This is a genomic window from Bradyrhizobium sp. STM 3562, from assembly GCF_045571435.1.
GTDB lineage: Bacteria > Pseudomonadota > Alphaproteobacteria > Rhizobiales > Xanthobacteraceae > Bradyrhizobium.
The window spans coordinates 3,632,858-3,647,399 of the sequence record NZ_CP120694.1 but is presented as its reverse complement, the minus strand read 5'-3'; the positions used below and the strand labels follow the sequence as shown (position 1 = coordinate 3,647,399).

General features: G+C 63.1%; 14 protein-coding genes and 1 pseudogene. 6 read left to right on the top strand and 9 right to left on the bottom strand.

Annotated features, from left to right (window positions below):
• The first annotated feature begins 10 nt into the window (after positions 1-10).
• The 3 genes from P6U23_RS16710 to P6U23_RS16700 are packed head-to-tail and all read left to right on the top strand — an operon-like array spanning position 11 to position 3,099.
• Positions 11-859 carry an MBL fold metallo-hydrolase gene (locus tag P6U23_RS16710; RefSeq protein ID WP_407180804.1) on the top strand — a complete coding sequence of 283 codons (849 nt, stop codon included), beginning with the start codon at positions 11-13 and terminating at the stop codon, positions 857-859.
• An 18-nt stretch (positions 860-877) separates the two neighbouring features.
• A complete protein-coding gene (locus tag P6U23_RS16705; protein WP_407180803.1) occupies positions 878-2,452 on the top strand; it encodes an isochorismatase family protein in 1,575 nt (524 codons plus the stop codon).
• Between the two features lie 20 nt (positions 2,453-2,472).
• Positions 2,473-3,099: an FMN-dependent NADH-azoreductase gene (locus P6U23_RS16700; RefSeq protein WP_407180802.1), complete on the top strand. Its 627-nt coding sequence runs from the start codon at positions 2,473-2,475 to the stop codon at positions 3,097-3,099.
• Positions 3,100-3,995: 896 nt separating this feature from the next.
• Here the strand turns inward: P6U23_RS16700 and P6U23_RS16695 are convergent.
• Together P6U23_RS16695 and P6U23_RS16690 are read right to left on the bottom strand one after the other, a co-directional pair.
• Positions 3,996-4,367, bottom strand: a complete 372-nt coding sequence (locus P6U23_RS16695) for a cytosine permease (RefSeq protein WP_407181488.1) — start codon at positions 4,365-4,367, stop codon at positions 3,996-3,998.
• A 194-nt stretch (positions 4,368-4,561) separates the two neighbouring features.
• Positions 4,562-5,386: pseudogene (locus P6U23_RS16690) on the bottom strand (cytosine permease); the annotation flags it as partial.
• A gap of 374 nt (positions 5,387-5,760) precedes the next feature.
• Between P6U23_RS16690 and P6U23_RS16685 the strand changes: the two are divergent.
• Both P6U23_RS16685 and P6U23_RS16680 read left to right on the top strand, forming a co-directional pair.
• A complete protein-coding gene (locus tag P6U23_RS16685) occupies positions 5,761-6,432 on the top strand; it encodes an FMN-dependent NADH-azoreductase (RefSeq protein WP_407180801.1) in 672 nt (223 codons plus the stop codon).
• A gap of 35 nt (positions 6,433-6,467) precedes the next feature.
• The gene (locus tag P6U23_RS16680; protein WP_407180800.1) at positions 6,468-7,352 is read left to right on the top strand and encodes a polysaccharide deacetylase family protein; all 885 of its coding nucleotides are present in this window, start codon (positions 6,468-6,470) and stop codon (positions 7,350-7,352) included.
• On the opposite strand, the gene P6U23_RS16675 is transcribed toward P6U23_RS16680, so the two are convergent.
• Entirely contained in the window at positions 7,333-8,262 is a 930-nt protein-coding gene (locus P6U23_RS16675; RefSeq protein ID WP_407180799.1) for a LysR substrate-binding domain-containing protein, read from the bottom strand. The two genes, P6U23_RS16680 and P6U23_RS16675, sit on opposite strands and share 20 nt — an antisense overlap.
• A 30-nt stretch (positions 8,263-8,292) precedes the next feature.
• On the bottom strand, positions 8,293-8,904 hold the full coding sequence (locus P6U23_RS16670; protein WP_407180798.1) for a DUF1989 domain-containing protein: 612 nt from the start codon (positions 8,902-8,904) through the stop codon (positions 8,293-8,295).
• A gap of 97 nt (positions 8,905-9,001) precedes the next feature.
• On the opposite strand from P6U23_RS16670, the gene P6U23_RS16665 reads away from it, so the two are divergent.
• On the top strand, positions 9,002-9,877 hold the full coding sequence (locus tag P6U23_RS16665) for a LysR family transcriptional regulator (protein ID WP_407180797.1): 876 nt from the start codon (positions 9,002-9,004) through the stop codon (positions 9,875-9,877).
• Positions 9,878-10,094: 217 nt separating this feature from the next.
• Here the strand turns inward: P6U23_RS16665 and P6U23_RS16660 are convergent, their stop codons facing one another.
• The 5 genes from P6U23_RS16660 to P6U23_RS16640 form a co-directional block, all read right to left on the bottom strand.
• Positions 10,095-10,271 (bottom strand): hypothetical protein, encoded by a 177-nt coding sequence (locus P6U23_RS16660; RefSeq protein ID WP_407180796.1) that lies wholly within the window; start codon positions 10,269-10,271, stop codon positions 10,095-10,097.
• Between the two features lie 9 nt (positions 10,272-10,280).
• A complete protein-coding gene (locus P6U23_RS16655) occupies positions 10,281-10,877 on the bottom strand; it encodes a class II aldolase/adducin family protein (RefSeq protein ID WP_407180795.1) in 597 nt (198 codons plus the stop codon).
• Between the two features lie 89 nt (positions 10,878-10,966).
• Positions 10,967-12,712: a dipeptide ABC transporter ATP-binding protein gene (locus tag P6U23_RS16650; protein ID WP_407180794.1), complete on the bottom strand. Its 1,746-nt coding sequence runs from the start codon at positions 12,710-12,712 to the stop codon at positions 10,967-10,969.
• Positions 12,709-13,626 carry an ABC transporter permease gene (locus P6U23_RS16645; RefSeq protein ID WP_407180793.1) on the bottom strand — a complete coding sequence of 306 codons (918 nt, stop codon included), beginning with the start codon at positions 13,624-13,626 and terminating at the stop codon, positions 12,709-12,711. The genes P6U23_RS16650 and P6U23_RS16645 overlap by 4 nt, the downstream gene beginning before the upstream one ends.
• On the bottom strand, positions 13,623-14,534 hold the full coding sequence (locus P6U23_RS16640) for an ABC transporter permease (protein ID WP_407180792.1): 912 nt from the start codon (positions 14,532-14,534) through the stop codon (positions 13,623-13,625). The genes P6U23_RS16645 and P6U23_RS16640 overlap by 4 nt, the downstream gene beginning before the upstream one ends.
• Positions 14,535-14,542 lie beyond the last annotated feature (8 nt).

Sequence of the window (14,542 nt, the reverse complement as noted above, 5' to 3'; positions counted from 1 at the left end):
AGGAAACGGGATGCCATTGGAAATCAAGATCCTGGACTATGGCGATATCGAACTTGAATCGAGCTTCCTCGTGCTCGGCCGTGACTGCGGCCGGACCCGCCGGGTCCTGACGCTGGGCTTTTTGATCCTTGGCGGCCCCTATCCTGTGGTGGTCGATACCGGCTATCGCTCCAACCAGATCATGGAAACGCTTGGCATGCGCGGCCTGCAATTCCATGAGAACATGATCGAGAACCAACTGGCCCGCCATGGCGTGCGCATGGGCGATGTGCGCTTTGTCTGCCATACGCATCTGCACATCGACCACGCCGGGAAGGACGACCTGTTCCCGATGAACACCACCGTCGTGCTCAATCGCCGTGAGCTGGAATATTCCGTATCCGGCTTGATGCATCCGCAATATCCGGCGCCGGATATCAAGCATCTCGTCGACCGCCTCCATACCAAAGGCGGGTTGCGCTTCCTCGATCTCGAGATCACCGGACCGATCGAGTTGATGCCGGGCGTCTATTGCGAGGCCGCCAATGCGCACACCGAGGGATCGATGAACATCCATGTCCACACCGCCGACGGCATTGCGACCATCTGCGGTGACGTGATCTACGACTTCAATGACCAGATCGTCACGCCCTTCCGTGAGATCCAGGACTGGGAGCCACGCACTACGGGCAATCACGGCACCAGCAAGCGCGCAGAGAAAGCCGCGATCAAGAAGCTGCTCAGCAATGCGCGTTATCTCCTTCCCGTTCACGACCGGCCGGCGAAGATCGAAGGCGGCGCGGTGGTCGGGCGGCTGCACGATCAGGTCCCTGGCCCCATCGTTCAGACGCTGCCCCGGCGTGACTGGTTTCCCGCCTAAGCTTGTGAGGGCCGGCTCATGACACACGTCACCTTGCGGAGCGGTTTTGAAAGCCTGATCGATCCTTACGCGCCGGTCGGCCAGGTCGGCACGGGCTTTGAGTTCACGGAGGGACCGATCTGGCATCCAGTCGATCATTACCTCCTGTTCTCGGACATGCCGGCCGATGTTCGCAGGCGATGGGACGCGCGGCGCGGGCTCGTGGAGGTCAGGCGTCCCTCCAACAAATGCAACGGCATGACCTACGACGCCGAGCTCAATCTGATTGTCTGCGAGCACGCCACATCCTCGCTGGTCCGCGAGCGCCCCGATGGGCGGCGCGAGGTGCTGGCCTCGCATTTCCAGGGGCAGGAGCTCAACAGTCCCAACGACGTCTGCGTGCATTCCACCGGCGCGATCTATTTTTCCGATCCCTGGTACGGGCGCATGCCGGTCTACGGCGTCGAGCGGCCGCGCCAGCTCGGCTTTCAGGGCGTCTATCGGGTGCCGCCGGGCGGCGGAGAGCCAAAGCTCGTGGTCGATCGCGATCTGTTCGACCAGCCCAATGGCCTCTGCTTTTCGCCGGACGAGCGTCACCTCTATGTCAACGACACCACGCAGGCGCTGGTCCGTCTGTTCGACGTCGAGGCCAATGGCGAGCTCTCCAATCCTCGTATCTTCGCCAGCGGCATTCGCTCCGAACTCGAGCCCGGCGTGCCGGATGGAATGAAATGCGATCAGCACGGCAATGTCTGGGTCACCGCGCCCGGAGGCGTGTGGGTCTATTCGTCCAATGGCGAGCTGCTCGGCAAGGTGCGCGTGCCTGAGCTCGTCGCCAATCTCGCCTGGGGCGGTGCCGATTTCCGCACCCTTTATCTGACGGCCACCCATTCGGTCTATGCGATCCCGACCAAAGTCGGACCGCGCCCTGAGCCCTATATAAGCGCCAAGCGGGCCGGCGGCGGCGCCGGATCTTCCGCCGCACAGGCGCCGAGACTGATGGACGGCGACATGCGGCTCGATCCGCAGCGTTGTGCCATGATCATTCAGGACCTGCAGAACGACGTGATCATGGATGGTGGCGCATTTGCCGAGTCCGGCGCGCCCGCTCATGCGCGCCAGCAGCATGTGGTCGACAACGTCCGCCGTCTGGCTGACGTTGCACGGGCCCGCGGCGTGGTCGTCATCCATGTCTGGTTCGTCGTCGAGCCGGGCGCGCCCGGCGTCACCTTGAATGCGCCTCTGTTCGAGGGGCTGGTCGACAGCAAGGCGATGGTACGTGGCAGTTGGGGCGCAGCACCTGTATCGGGGCTCGAGCCGAGGTCCGGCGACTTCACCGTCGAAAAGATGCGCATGAGCGCCTGGGAAGGCACCCGGCTCGAGACAATTCTCAAGGCGACGGGCCGCGACTTCATCATTAACACCGGGGCCTGGACCAACATGTCCGTCGAGCACACCGCACGCACCGGCGCGGACAAGGGGTACTTCATGATCACGCCCCAGGATTGCTGCTCGACCATGAATGCCGAGTGGCACAACGCTTCGATCAATTTTGCTCTTCAGAACGTCTCTGTCGTCACCAACGCCGATGCGGTGGTCAAGGCGCTGCGGTGAACGAAGGGTGAAGGCCGCTGATGCCCAAATTGCTGCATCTCGCCTGCTCGCCGCGCGCCGATTCCGAATCGGCGGCCGGCGCCCGAGCCTTTCTCGACCGCTTTCGAAAGGCGAGGCCGGATTGGGATATCGACGTCATGGATTTGTGGCGCGACAACCTGCCAGAGTTCACGGGCGCCCTGCTCGATGCCAAATATGCGCGTATCAAGGGGCAGGCCTTCACGGATGCAGAGCGCGATCAGTTTGCGGTCGCCGAGCGCATTGCCGTTCGCTTTGCGCTTGCCGAGCGCGTGGTGATTTCAACCCCCATGTGGAATTTCGGCATTCCTTACCGGCTGAAGCAATGGTTCGACGTCATCATCCAGCCCGGATTGACGTTCCGCTTTGATCCGTCACGGGGCTATCGGCCTCTGCTCAAGGACAGGCCGACGCTGGTCATTCTTGCCAGCGGCGGCGACTACGCCACCGGCATGAACCGCGGCCGCACCGATATGGCGACACCCTATTTGCGCGAGGCGCTCCGCTTCATCGGCATCAACGACGTCCGCTTCGTGCCGATCGGCCCCACGACCGGACCGGCTGAGCCGATCCGCGTGGCCCGAGAGAGTGCACATCGGCGGCTTGCGGATATGGCCGCGCGATTTTGAGGCGAACGGGAGAGTCCAGAGCCCCGACTTGCCTTTTATCCCTGGAGCGATGCGCCTTTGCTGCGCAATGGTTCGGAGAGAATTCTATCATGCACGCCGCAGCGCTCGCCTATCCCGTCGCAAATTCTTGTCATGCCTTCCGCCGACCGATGCGCTCTCTCAGTTCAGAAGTCTTGCTCATATTGGCCGCTGCAAGAGTTTTCTTGATCTCCCGGTGCACACGTCGTGCACTGCCGTTTTCTAACTAATTGAAAGACTTTAACTCTCGCTCCAATCCATCATGGGGCGACGGAAAAGCGATAGTCTTGCGATTTCAATGATTTACTCTATCCTCTTAATAGGATGAAACATGAACGTGTGCACTCCAAATCGGCCGAAATTGCACACGTCTGTACCCGTTTTGACGTCTCAGTGCACACGTAGCGCACACGAATTGGGGAGTGCACACGGCCATGGCCAGGTGCACTCAGTTGCTGTCCGGGAACTGGCGCGTCCAGGTCCGCCGCAAGAACCCCAAGCTGGCAGAGACCTTTCGGCGCCGCAAGGACGGAGAAGAGTGGGCACTCGACATCGAACGGAATATCGATCGCAGCAGATCACCCAACCCACGAGCGCCCCTCCAGGTTCGTACTCTCGGTGACATCCTCGACCTCCATGTCGATGACATGCAGGAGGTCCGCCCACCCCGTCGTTCCAAGGCGGCCGCAAAGCTTCATCAGAACGATCGATCTAAGGAATGCCCCTCAAGGCGCGCGAGCTTGTGACATAACTCACGGCCCTAGCCAAATGGGGCAACACTTGTTCGCCGAACAGGGCGTGACATGGCCACCGCATGATCCTCAGCGAGGCGCCCAGCAAGATCAGCCGTGCAGGGGCCCATCGCTGATCGGGGATGCCTAAACCTGCGAGAGCGAGGTGGGCGCGGCCTCGACCGACGCCGCATCCGCAGACCGTAAGTGGTTGCCTGACGCGAACGGACGTCCGAATGAACGATGCAGCAGGAGATAGCTTGCGCCGGCGACACCCATTCCCGTGAGCCAGGACAGATCGACCCCCCCGGTCGCCAGTGCAAGCGGCCCTTGCATGGCAGCAATCGTGCCCATCTGAAACACCCAGGCCGCCACCAGCCCGATCGCGAAGGCGATGAGGCCTGCCCAGTTGACGCCACCATCGCGATCCGGAATCGCATACAGCGCTGCGACATCGATCCGTCCGCGCCTGACCAGATAGAAATCCGTGAGCGTGACGCCCGCCCCGGGCTGATCCAAACGATCAGGGCGACCATGAAGTTATCGAAGGCATGCGCGAAGTCACCTGATTGCAGGAACGCATAGAGGATCGCACAGGCGATCGCGCCCGAGATGATCCAGCGCGGCAAGCGCAAGTCGAGCGTGAGGCTCGACAGGGCGGCCGAGTAGATGACGACGATGTTGGTCGCGATCGGGCCGTGCAGCAGTACGAGAAGCACCGGCAGCGCCATCACGCCGAAGGCGGCGATGATCAGTTTCGACGGATCGGACCCCGCGCCGGCGGACGCGATCGCAGCGCCCAGGAAGGCGAGCCAGACCGTCGGCAGGAACATGCCGAGGAATGTCGCGCGGAACACCTTACCGGCGCCGAGCGAGGGTTTCGTGAAGCGCGTGTAGTCGGAAGCATAGGTGAGCCACGAAATACCCCAGCCGATGCCGATCGCAGTCATCAATTGCGTGGCTGCGGCAAACGCCGCCATGCCGCCGACGGTCGGCGACTGCCACTTGATGTCGACCCGCAGGAATGCGAGCGCGGTCATCACAGCCATGATGAAGAGGATGAGCGGCATGGTGTAACGCTCGAACACCTTGATCGCGTTGAAGCCCCAGGCCGCGATGCCGACCTGCAGCACCATGACCAGCGCCGCGACCATGTACTTGACTTCGGGGCCACCGCTGAACCCCATCCGCTCCAGCGCTGCCATGCAGAGGTCGAGCACGATCCAGGTGTTGATCGCGACCCAACCCATCGGCATCAGCACTTGCGCCAGCGCCGGCAAATAGGCGCCGCGGAGGCCGAACGCCAGGCGGCCCAGCACCATTTGCGGCACGCCGGTGCGATGTCCCATCAGGCAGAAGGCCGCGAACAGCGCCGCGCCGAACAGGTTGCCGATCACGACCACGGCAAGCGTTTGCAGCAGACTGAGGCCGAGCTGGATGCCGAGCGCGCCCAGCACCCAGTTGATCGGCGCGATGTTGGCGCCGGTCCAGATCCAGAACTGGTCGACCGGTGACGACGTTCGGTGCGCCGCCGGCACCGGCTCAATCCGTGCGCGTCGAAACCGGTCTCCTCATATGCCGCATCTTGTGTCTGCTTGGCCAACATGTTTCTCCCCTGTCCGGCGTATCGGTTTCGGCCGGGATGGAGCATCTCAGCAAGATCGGGTCTCGGGCGGTAATGAGAATTGCTCAAGCGCAGTTGACGACGATTCGAGAGTGAAGCGCGCCAATGCAGTTTGCGGACATTCGCTCGAGCAAAGCCGTGGTCGTCGTACCGAATTCGCCGTCATGGTGTCGCGACGGTTCACTGTTGAGAATTTCTCAACCCACCTGACGAATTCATCACTCACACCCAGCGCTGCCCTCGGCCATGGTGCGGCCGCACTGATACTCCACCAGCCGAGGTTTTGGGATGACGACACTTCTGCATATCGACGCCAGTCCACGCGGCGATCGTTCCGTCAGCCGGAAGCTTTCGAAGGCCTTTGTCGATCAATGGCTGGCGCATGAACCCGGCGCCATCATTATCTCTCGCGATATCGGGCATCATCCGCCACCCCTCATCACGGAAGCGTGGGTGGCCGCAGCCTTCACCGCGGCCGACGAGCGCACGCCTGCTCAACGTGACGAGCTCCGCCTCTCCGACGAGCTGATCGACGAACTCGAGCGCGCCAACGTCATCGTTATCGGCGCGCCGATGCACAATTACGGCATGCCGTCGGCCCTGAAATCGTGGTTCGACAAGGTGATCCGCATCGGCAAGACCTTCACATTCGATCTTGCCCGCGGCGATTTTCCGCTCGAGCCGACCATGAGCGGCAAGACGCTGGTGGTGCTCAGTTCGCGGGGCGAGTTTGGCTTCGGGCCCGGCGGGGTGCGCGAGCACATGAATCATCTCGAGACCCACATCTTCACCTGCGCGCATTATGTTGGCGTGCAGGAGAGCCATCTGATCGCCGTCGACTATCAGGAGTTCAACGACGAACGCCACCGGCAGTCCGTCGCCGACGCCTTTGCCGCGATCCCGGTGCTGGTCCGGCAGTGTCTCGGCATCGACGGTCCTGCTAGGGTGGCGGCCGAATGATCGACCGCGGCCACTCGCGGCAACAGGATAGTCTTATGATCCGCAATCCCATCCCCTGGCCGAACGGGGCGCGCTGCGCCTGCGCGATTACCTTCGACGTCGACGCCGACAGCCTGATCCACATCGCCCGGCCGAACGACTCGTTCGACCGGCTCTATCCGATCACGATGGGACGGTACGGGCCGACGGTGGGCGTGCCGCGCATCCTTCAGACCTATCGCCGGTTCGGCCTCAAGCAGTCGTTCTTCATGCCGGCCTGGACCATGCAGCGGTATCCTGGCGCGATGGAGGCGATCCTCAAGGACGGGCACGAGATCGGCCATCACGGCTATATTCACGAGGACCCGACCACGATATCGATCGCCGAGCAGCGCGAGGCCTTCGAGCGTGCCCTTGAGATTCACGTCGCGATGACCGGACGCAAGCCGCGCGGCTATCGCGCGCCGGTCTACAACGCCAACCAGGCCACGATCGACCTGCTGATCGAGCACGGTTTCGCCTACGACTCGTCGCTGATGGCCGACGACATTCCGTATCTGATGCGCACTGCGCGCGGATCGCTGTACGAGATGCCGCCGCACTGGGGATCGGACGACTGGCCGCCATTCGCGCACTACGCGGAGATCGGCTACATGATGCCGGTCAAATCGCCAAGCGAGGGCCTGGCTGCGTCGTTCGAGGAGTTCGAGGCTGCCTATGAAGCTGGGGGGTTCTGGATGGGTATATGGCATCCGTTCCTGACCGGCCGGCTGGCCCGCTGGAGCGTGGTCGAGCGCTGGCTCGAAAAGGTCGTCACTGAGCGCAAGGTGTGGTTCGCGCCGCTCGAGGCGATCGCCGCCCATATCGATGGCCTGGTCGCCTCCGGCAGCTATCAGATCCGTGTCGAGACGCTGCCCTACTTCACGCAGCCCGTGTCATGAGCGGTGCCGAGGCGGCGCGAAACGTCGCCGCCTCGCCGCGCAACCAGTCGACGAACGCTGCGACGGATTTGTGCCGCACGGCACCGCCGGCTTTCACCAGGCGGAAGGCGAAGCCGGGAAGTGCCGGCCCGTCGATCCGGCGCAGCGTTCCCTCCCGCAACTGATCGTCGACCAGCGCATCGCTGCACAACAGAGGCCCAAGGCCGCGTTCGGCGGCATGCAGCGCCAGCGGCTCCTCGCTGTACCAGGAGATGCGGAAATCCCGGCTTGGATCGTGGGATATGCCCGCAAGCCACGCCGACCAGGCCGGCGAATCCAGCGTGGCGTTTTTCCACCGATAGGCCAATAGCGGCCGCGGACGGAAATCGTCGATGGCAAGACGCGCGGCGGACGGACAGATGGCGCGCGCCGCGACCGCGATGTAATTGTCCTTGAACAGCACGGAGGCGTCGTGGGCGCGGTCAACCGGTCCGTAACGCACGGCGAGGTCGATCCCCTTGATGCCTGGCGTGACGACGTCCTCCGTCGCATCGATGTGAACCACGACCGAGGGAAACGCCGCATTGAAGCGCGCGAGCCGCGGCATCAGCCAGCGTTCGGCGAAGGCCCGTGTGGTCGACACGGTAATCGCGTCGCCGTCGGCCGGCGGGCGGATTGTGGCAAAGGCGCTCGCCATGCGATCGAAACCATCGCGCAGTAGCGGAAACACCGCATTCCCTTCCGCGGTGAGCACCACCGCACGGCCGGAGCGTTCGAACAGTTTGCGCCCCAGCATCGCTTCGAGTTGCCGGACCTGGTGGCTGATCGCCGTCACCGTGACGCAAAGTTCGTTGGCGGCGGCGGTGAAGCTCTCGTGGCGTGCGGCGGCTTCGAACGCACGGATGGCGTTGAGAGGCGGCAGCTTGCGCATGGTCATCCTCCGCGAAGGCTTGAGAAAGGATCAGGCGATCACGAAATGGGCGTCGGTCGGCTTCATGTCGTTCACCGGCACCATGTCCTGCGGACAGGCGGAGAACACGATGATGAGGTCCATCTCGGCGCGCAGCGTGACGTATTGACCGGCCTCGCTGACCGGCGCCTTGAAGCTCAGCTCGCCGCCATCGGTCACCGGCACATTCATGAACAGGTTCAGCGGTGGCGGTGTCACCGCGATAGACACGCCGACCGCCTCGAGCGCCAGCGCCAGGTTTTGCGTGCAGTTGTCGTGATGGCCGATGGCGCCGAGCTGGCGATAGCGATGGATGTCGCAGGCAGCGATCAGCGTGTCATGGATTCCGGGCGTCGTATCGGCGACGAGGGTAAGGATCGCGCGACGCCGATTCGTCGTCAGCGTATCGCCCACCTTGGGAATGAGCCGCAGCATCGCAGCGCGGCTGTGCTCCATCGACATGAATTCGCTGGTGTCGCTTGCATTGAATGCCCAGGTGTCGACCACCTGCTTGCCGTGGGTGTTGACGATGGTCACCGTCTCGCCGGCCTTGAGGCGCGCCGCCACGCCATGCTGGGCCGGAATCAGGCGGGCACGGGTGAGATCGAGCATTGCAGCATTCACGTGAGGTCTCCTTCAGCGTTTGGCATTGAAGCACCGCAGCTCATGTAATTCTAATAATATTGATTGCGTGCATTATAGCTTATTCGTATAGTCGCACATGCGCCTGAGACAGCTCGAATGCTTTCGCGCCCTGATGCTCCACGGCACCATGACCAGGGCGGCCGAGTTGCTCGGCATGTCGCAGCCCGGGATCAGCACGATGATCGCGGGCCTCGAGCGCGAAACCGGGCTGACCCTGTTCCTGCGCCGCGGTGGCCGCCTGCAAGCGACGCCGGAAGCCAAATTGTTCTATGTCGAGGCTGCGCGCGCGCTCGAAGCCGTCGAGAGTGCCTCGCGCGTGGCCGCCGAGATCCGGTCCGGGCGGCGCGGACATCTTGCGATCGCGGCCTATCCGAGCATTTCCATCAGCCTGTTGCCGCACCTGCTGTCGCAATTCGCCAAGAACCGGCCCGAGCTGCAGATAAAGATCATCACCCGGAATTCCGCAACCGTCCGGGAATTGATGTCGACGCAGCAATTCGATCTCGCGGTCGCCGAACTGCCGCTCGATTATCCGACCTCACACATGGAGGTGTTCTCATACGAATGCCGGTGCATGCTGCCGAAGGCGCATCCACTGGCGAAGCTCAAGCAGATCACGCCCGATGATCTCAACGGGGTCCCGTTCGTCACGTTGTTTCGCGGTGATCCGGTCTATCAGCAGCTCGCGTCCGCCTTTTCCGAATACGGCGCGCGCTGGAATGTCGTTGCGGAGACGGAGTTCTTCTCGACCGCGTGCCAACTGGTCGCGGAAGGCCGCGGCGTCGGCATCGTCGATCCGGTGGTGAGCCGCCCCTTTACCGACGACCTGATCACCCGCCCGTTCAAGCCGAAGATCCAGTACCAGATCGCGATCCTGTCCCCCACGCATGAAGCGCTCTCGCAGGTGGCGCAGGATTTCATCGGACTGTTGCGGCGCGCACTGCGGGGATAGGACGGCTTCCCCCGAACCATCGCGGGCGCGTCGACTTGAATCCTGCACAGCGAGAACTCGGCATGACACCTGATCGGCTTTGAACGATCGCCTTTTCAAAATCAGAGAGTCCTCACGACGGGCTTGCGCCGTTCGCGGGAGAGCGGCGCAAACCATGCGTTCAATGATTGACCTTTGGAAATGATGGGGAGGACCCGGCTCGGCGCTTGCTGGGCGCTCAATTGAACAGATCAGGCTCTTCGGCCGTGATCCAGTCCCACAACGGCTGGAAGCTGAAACAGCCGCCTTTGTGTGTACCGACCTGGCCCGCCGTAAGTTTTGCGACTTCATGCGGGATGGGCTTTGTGGCGCCTGCGGCTTCCGCAAGAAGCTGGGTCCGCGCCGCATTGTCCATCGAGATGAATCACCAAGCGGCCGCTTCGATGGTCGGTCCGACCGTTAGCAGGCCGTGGTTCTGCAGGATCACCGCTTTCTTGCTGCCCAGCGCCTCTGCGATCTTCCGGCCTTCGTCGGCCGCAAGCACGACCCCGGAGAACGGATCGAACAGCGCGTGATCCTCGTAGAACGCGCAAGAATCCTGGGTGAGCGGATCCAGCAGCCGCCCCAGCGCCGACCAAGCCTTGCCGTATGTCGAGTGCGTGTGGGCGGCGGCGAGCACTTCGGGATGCGCGGCGTGGATGGCCGAATGAATGACGAAACCGGCCTGGTTGATCGGCTTGTCGCCGATCAGGATGTTGCCGTCATGGTCGACGAGCTGCAGATCGGAGACCTTGATCTGCCCAAAGAACTTGCCGAGCGGATTGATCCAGAACTGGTTGGGAAATTCGGGATCCCGCACGGTCACATGTCCTGCCAGGCCCTGGTCGAACCCATAGCGTGAAAACAGCCTGAAGGTTGCCGCCAGCCGCTGCTTGCGATGAAGGCGCTCCGCCTCGACGCTCTCAGCGGGTGCCCGCTCGACCAGGGAGTATTTGCGTGGCTTGCTCACAACCTGATTCATCGCTGTGGTCCTCATATTGTGGTCTCGAAGATACTGGCCCAAGGCGCACCGCTGCATTGGCTGATAGCTCGCCATTGCTCTCGTGGTACTCAGCCCGAGCGACGCTCAATTGCGTGCGTCGCCGCGCGCAAGCCCCGTCTGATGTCCGGAACCGAAGCAAGCAGGCTTTGCGTGTAAGCGTCTTTCGGCTGCCCGAACACCGCTTCAACACCGCCTTCCTCGACGATGCGGCCGTCATGGAAGACGAGCACCCGATCGGCGATGTGCTGAATGACACCCAGATCATGCGAGATGAAGAGCAAGGCGGTCCCGAGTTTCGATTGCAGCTCGACAAGAAGATCGAGCACCTGCGCCTGGATGCCGATATCGAGTGCTGAGACCGGCTCATCGCAGACGATGATGGCGGGCTCTGCCGCGAGCGCCCGTGCGATCGAGACCCGCTGGCGCTGGCCGCCCGAGAGCGATCGCGGCGACCGTTCAAGATGACCGGCATTCAGGCCGACCAGCTCCAGCAATGACAATATTCTTTCGCGACGAACTGCGCGGCTATGAACATCGGCCAGATTTTCGCCGACGACATCCGCGACCCGATATCTTGGATCAAAGCTGCTCAACGCGTCCTGTGGGATGTATTGGAGCCTGCGGCGGAGCGAGCGACGCTGCGCCTCGGGAGCTTCCGACCAAGGCTGACCGAGCAACCGCACCTCACCCTCATCCGGCGGGAGCAAGCCAAGGACGATTTTCGCGCATGTCGATTTGCCCGAGCCGGACTCCCCGACGATGCCAAGCACCTCACCGGCCCTGACGTCGAAGCTCACATCTCGCAGCACCCGTGACCGGCTGCGTCCTGCGGCTTTTGCCGTGATGAAGCTCTTGGAGATGTTTCGCACCGTCAGAACGGGTTCGCCGGTTTCCTTGCGCCGCGGCAAGGGCTCGCGCGTTGATCTGCTTTCGTCCGACAGTGACGTCCGTTGTGCCGGAGCGTCCAAGCGCGCCGAGGCGAGACGGGTGCCGCGGGATTGCAGCGAGGGCACGGCGGCCAGTAACGCGCGCGTGTAGGGGTGACGAGGACGAGCGAGGACCTCCGCGGTCGGACCACTGTCGACCGCCCTACCTTCTCGCATCACGATGACGCGATCGGCGATACCGGCGACGACGGCGAGATCATGGCTGATCAGCAACAGCCCCGCCCCGTCCCGAAGCCGCTCGTTCAACACCTGCAGCACCTGGGCCTGGACGGTGACATCGAGCGAGGTGGTCGGCTCGTCCGCGATAATGAGATCGGGATCGGCTGCAATGGCCGACGCAATCAGCGCCCGCTGCCGTAGGCCGCCGGACAGTTGATGCGCATATTGCAGCGCGAGATCGGCCGGATTTGGAATGCCGACCTTGCTCAGCACGGCCAGCGCCCGGGCCTTGACGGCATCGGCACCAGCATGAAGCCGGTGCGTCGCGATGACCTCCGAGACCTCCTGGCCGATGGTCCGCAGCGGATCGAGCGAAACCAGCGCATCCTGCATCACGAGGCCGGTCACGGTGCCGCGCAGCTTACGCCAGTCGGCCTCGCTGAAGCTGCGCGCATCGCGGCCCCTAAGATCAAAGCGCCGGGCATTCGTCCTCGCGCCTTCGCCGACGAGGTTCAGAAGGCTTCTCGCCGTGATGCTCTTACCGGAGCCGGACTCCCCGACCAGCGCGACGCACTCGCCGGCGTGGATTTTCAGGTCGATATCGACCACGATCGGCTTCCCGCCGTTGACGCCGGCAAAGCCTATGGAGAGGCCTTGAACATCGACAAGAGGCGCCGGTGCGTTGGCAGGCTGCCACTGGGAGCTCATGCCAGCCGACCTTCAAATCTTTGCTGAAGATGATTGCCGACGACGCTGAAGGCGATCACTGTCAATGTGATGGCGAGCCCGGGAAATACGCCCGGCCACCAGGCGACACGCAACACGTCCCGGCTCTCCGCCAGCATGACGCCCCATTCCGGCGTCGGCGGCTGCGGCCCGAGACCGAGAAAGCTCAAGCCGGACACGATCAGGATCGTGCTGCCAATATAAACCGTGGCGATGATCGGGATCGCCACCAGCACATTCGGCAGGACATGACGCAGAAAGATCTGCGGCCCGCTCAATCCATAGATCGCAGCCTGCGTGACATAGTCGGCGTCGCGCACGAGCTGGGTCTGGGCACGGACCACGCGGCCGAATTTCGGGATCCCGGCGATACCGACGGCAATCGCGATATTGAGCATGCCTTGGCCCAGGAATGTGACGACCAGCATCGCTAGCAGCACGCCAGGAAACGAGGAGAGCATGTCGAACAACCTTGACACGGTATCGTCCAGCACACGGTTGCGCTGCCCAGAGACGACGCCGAGCAGGACGCCGAAGCCAAGGCCGACAGCAACACCGTCAAATCCGATCAGGAGCGAATAGCGGGCCCCATAGACGGTTCGGGCGAACACGTCGCGGCCCAGCCGGTCCGTTCCGAACAGGTGGGTCCAGCCCGGCGGTTGCAATCCTTCGGAGAAATCTCCGATCAGCGGGTCGAAATGCGTGAACAGACCTGGTGCAGCGGCGGCGAGCATCAGCAGCGCGACGAATCCGAGCGAGAGCATGAGCCCGGTTGATGGCCGCCGGCGCTTCCCGACCCTGCGCGTCGGCTGCTCACGGTCGAGCACGATCAGCGAAGCGTGTTGCGAAGCGAATGGAACCGCCTGGTCGAGCGAAGGCTGTGACGGTGCGTTCATTGCGCCCTCAGTCGTGGATCGATCAGAACGTAGAGGACATCGAGCAAGGTCGAGGCCGCGACGTGGATAAAAGCTGCGAGCAGCACAACCGTTAGCACCACCGGCACATCATGGGTCAGCACCGCGCCCAGCGTGACCGTGCCGAGCCCCGGCCGGCCGAATACCTTCTCGGTGATGACAGCGCCCCCGAGCAGCCCACCGATCAACCAGCCGCCGAGGGTGACCGCCGGCAATAGGGCATGGCGGAGCACGTGACGCGCGCGAATTGTGAACTCGCTGACGCCGCGCGCGCGCACCGTGGTGACGAACGGCTGATCCAGCGTCTTCTCCATGGCTTCGCGCAGCACCTGCGCCAGCAAGCCCGCTGTCGGGAGCGCCAGCGTGATCGACGGCAGCACGATCGAGCTCCAGCCGTCGGCGCCGGAGACCGGAAACCATTTGAGATTGAACGAGAAGGCCATCAACAGCAGGATTCCGAGCCAGAACACCGGGGTCGAAGCAAACACCAGCTCGAGCACGGAAGAAAACTCCCGCGACAGGCGGCCGCGGCCGGCCGTCAGCAGCGCCAGCCCGCCCGCGATGAGCAGCGCCAACAGCCCCGCCGTGAGGGCAAGCTCGACAGTCGGCAGGAGCTGCGAGCCCACCACCTCGATTACGGGCTGTCGCAAGACGTAAGACGTGCCGAAATCGCCGCGGAAGACCCGGAACAGGAAATCGAAATATTGCGCCAAAAGGCTGTGATCCAGTCCCCATTCGGCAGCGATGGCCTCCCGCAGACCGGGATATTCCACGTCGCCCGCAAGGATGTCCTCGATGCGCCCGGGCAGCGCGTGCAGCGCCACGAAGGTGGCGGTGACGCTGCCCCAGGCCACGACGAGGCTGGTCAGGAGTCGCGAAACGATGCGCACCCACATCG

Coding starts and splice junctions, on each gene's coding strand:
- P6U23_RS16710 (WP_407180804.1), top strand. CDS start 11: ATGCCATTGGAAATCAAGATCCTGGACTATGGCGATATCGAACTTGAA.
- P6U23_RS16705 (WP_407180803.1), top strand. CDS start 878: ATGACACACGTCACCTTGCGGAGCGGTTTTGAAAGCCTGATCGATCCT.
- P6U23_RS16700 (WP_407180802.1), top strand. CDS start 2,473: ATGCCCAAATTGCTGCATCTCGCCTGCTCGCCGCGCGCCGATTCCGAA.
- P6U23_RS16685 (WP_407180801.1), top strand. CDS start 5,761: ATGACGACACTTCTGCATATCGACGCCAGTCCACGCGGCGATCGTTCC.
- P6U23_RS16680 (WP_407180800.1), top strand. CDS start 6,468: ATGATCCGCAATCCCATCCCCTGGCCGAACGGGGCGCGCTGCGCCTGC.
- P6U23_RS16675 (WP_407180799.1), bottom strand. CDS start 8,262: ATGCGCAAGCTGCCGCCTCTCAACGCCATCCGTGCGTTCGAAGCCGCC.
- P6U23_RS16665 (WP_407180797.1), top strand. CDS start 9,002: ATGCGCCTGAGACAGCTCGAATGCTTTCGCGCCCTGATGCTCCACGGC.
- P6U23_RS16660 (WP_407180796.1), bottom strand. CDS start 10,271: ATGGACAATGCGGCGCGGACCCAGCTTCTTGCGGAAGCCGCAGGCGCC.
- P6U23_RS16655 (WP_407180795.1), bottom strand. CDS start 10,877: ATGAATCAGGTTGTGAGCAAGCCACGCAAATACTCCCTGGTCGAGCGG.
- P6U23_RS16650 (WP_407180794.1), bottom strand. CDS start 12,712: ATGAGCTCCCAGTGGCAGCCTGCCAACGCACCGGCGCCTCTTGTCGAT.
- P6U23_RS16645 (WP_407180793.1), bottom strand. CDS start 13,626: ATGAACGCACCGTCACAGCCTTCGCTCGACCAGGCGGTTCCATTCGCT.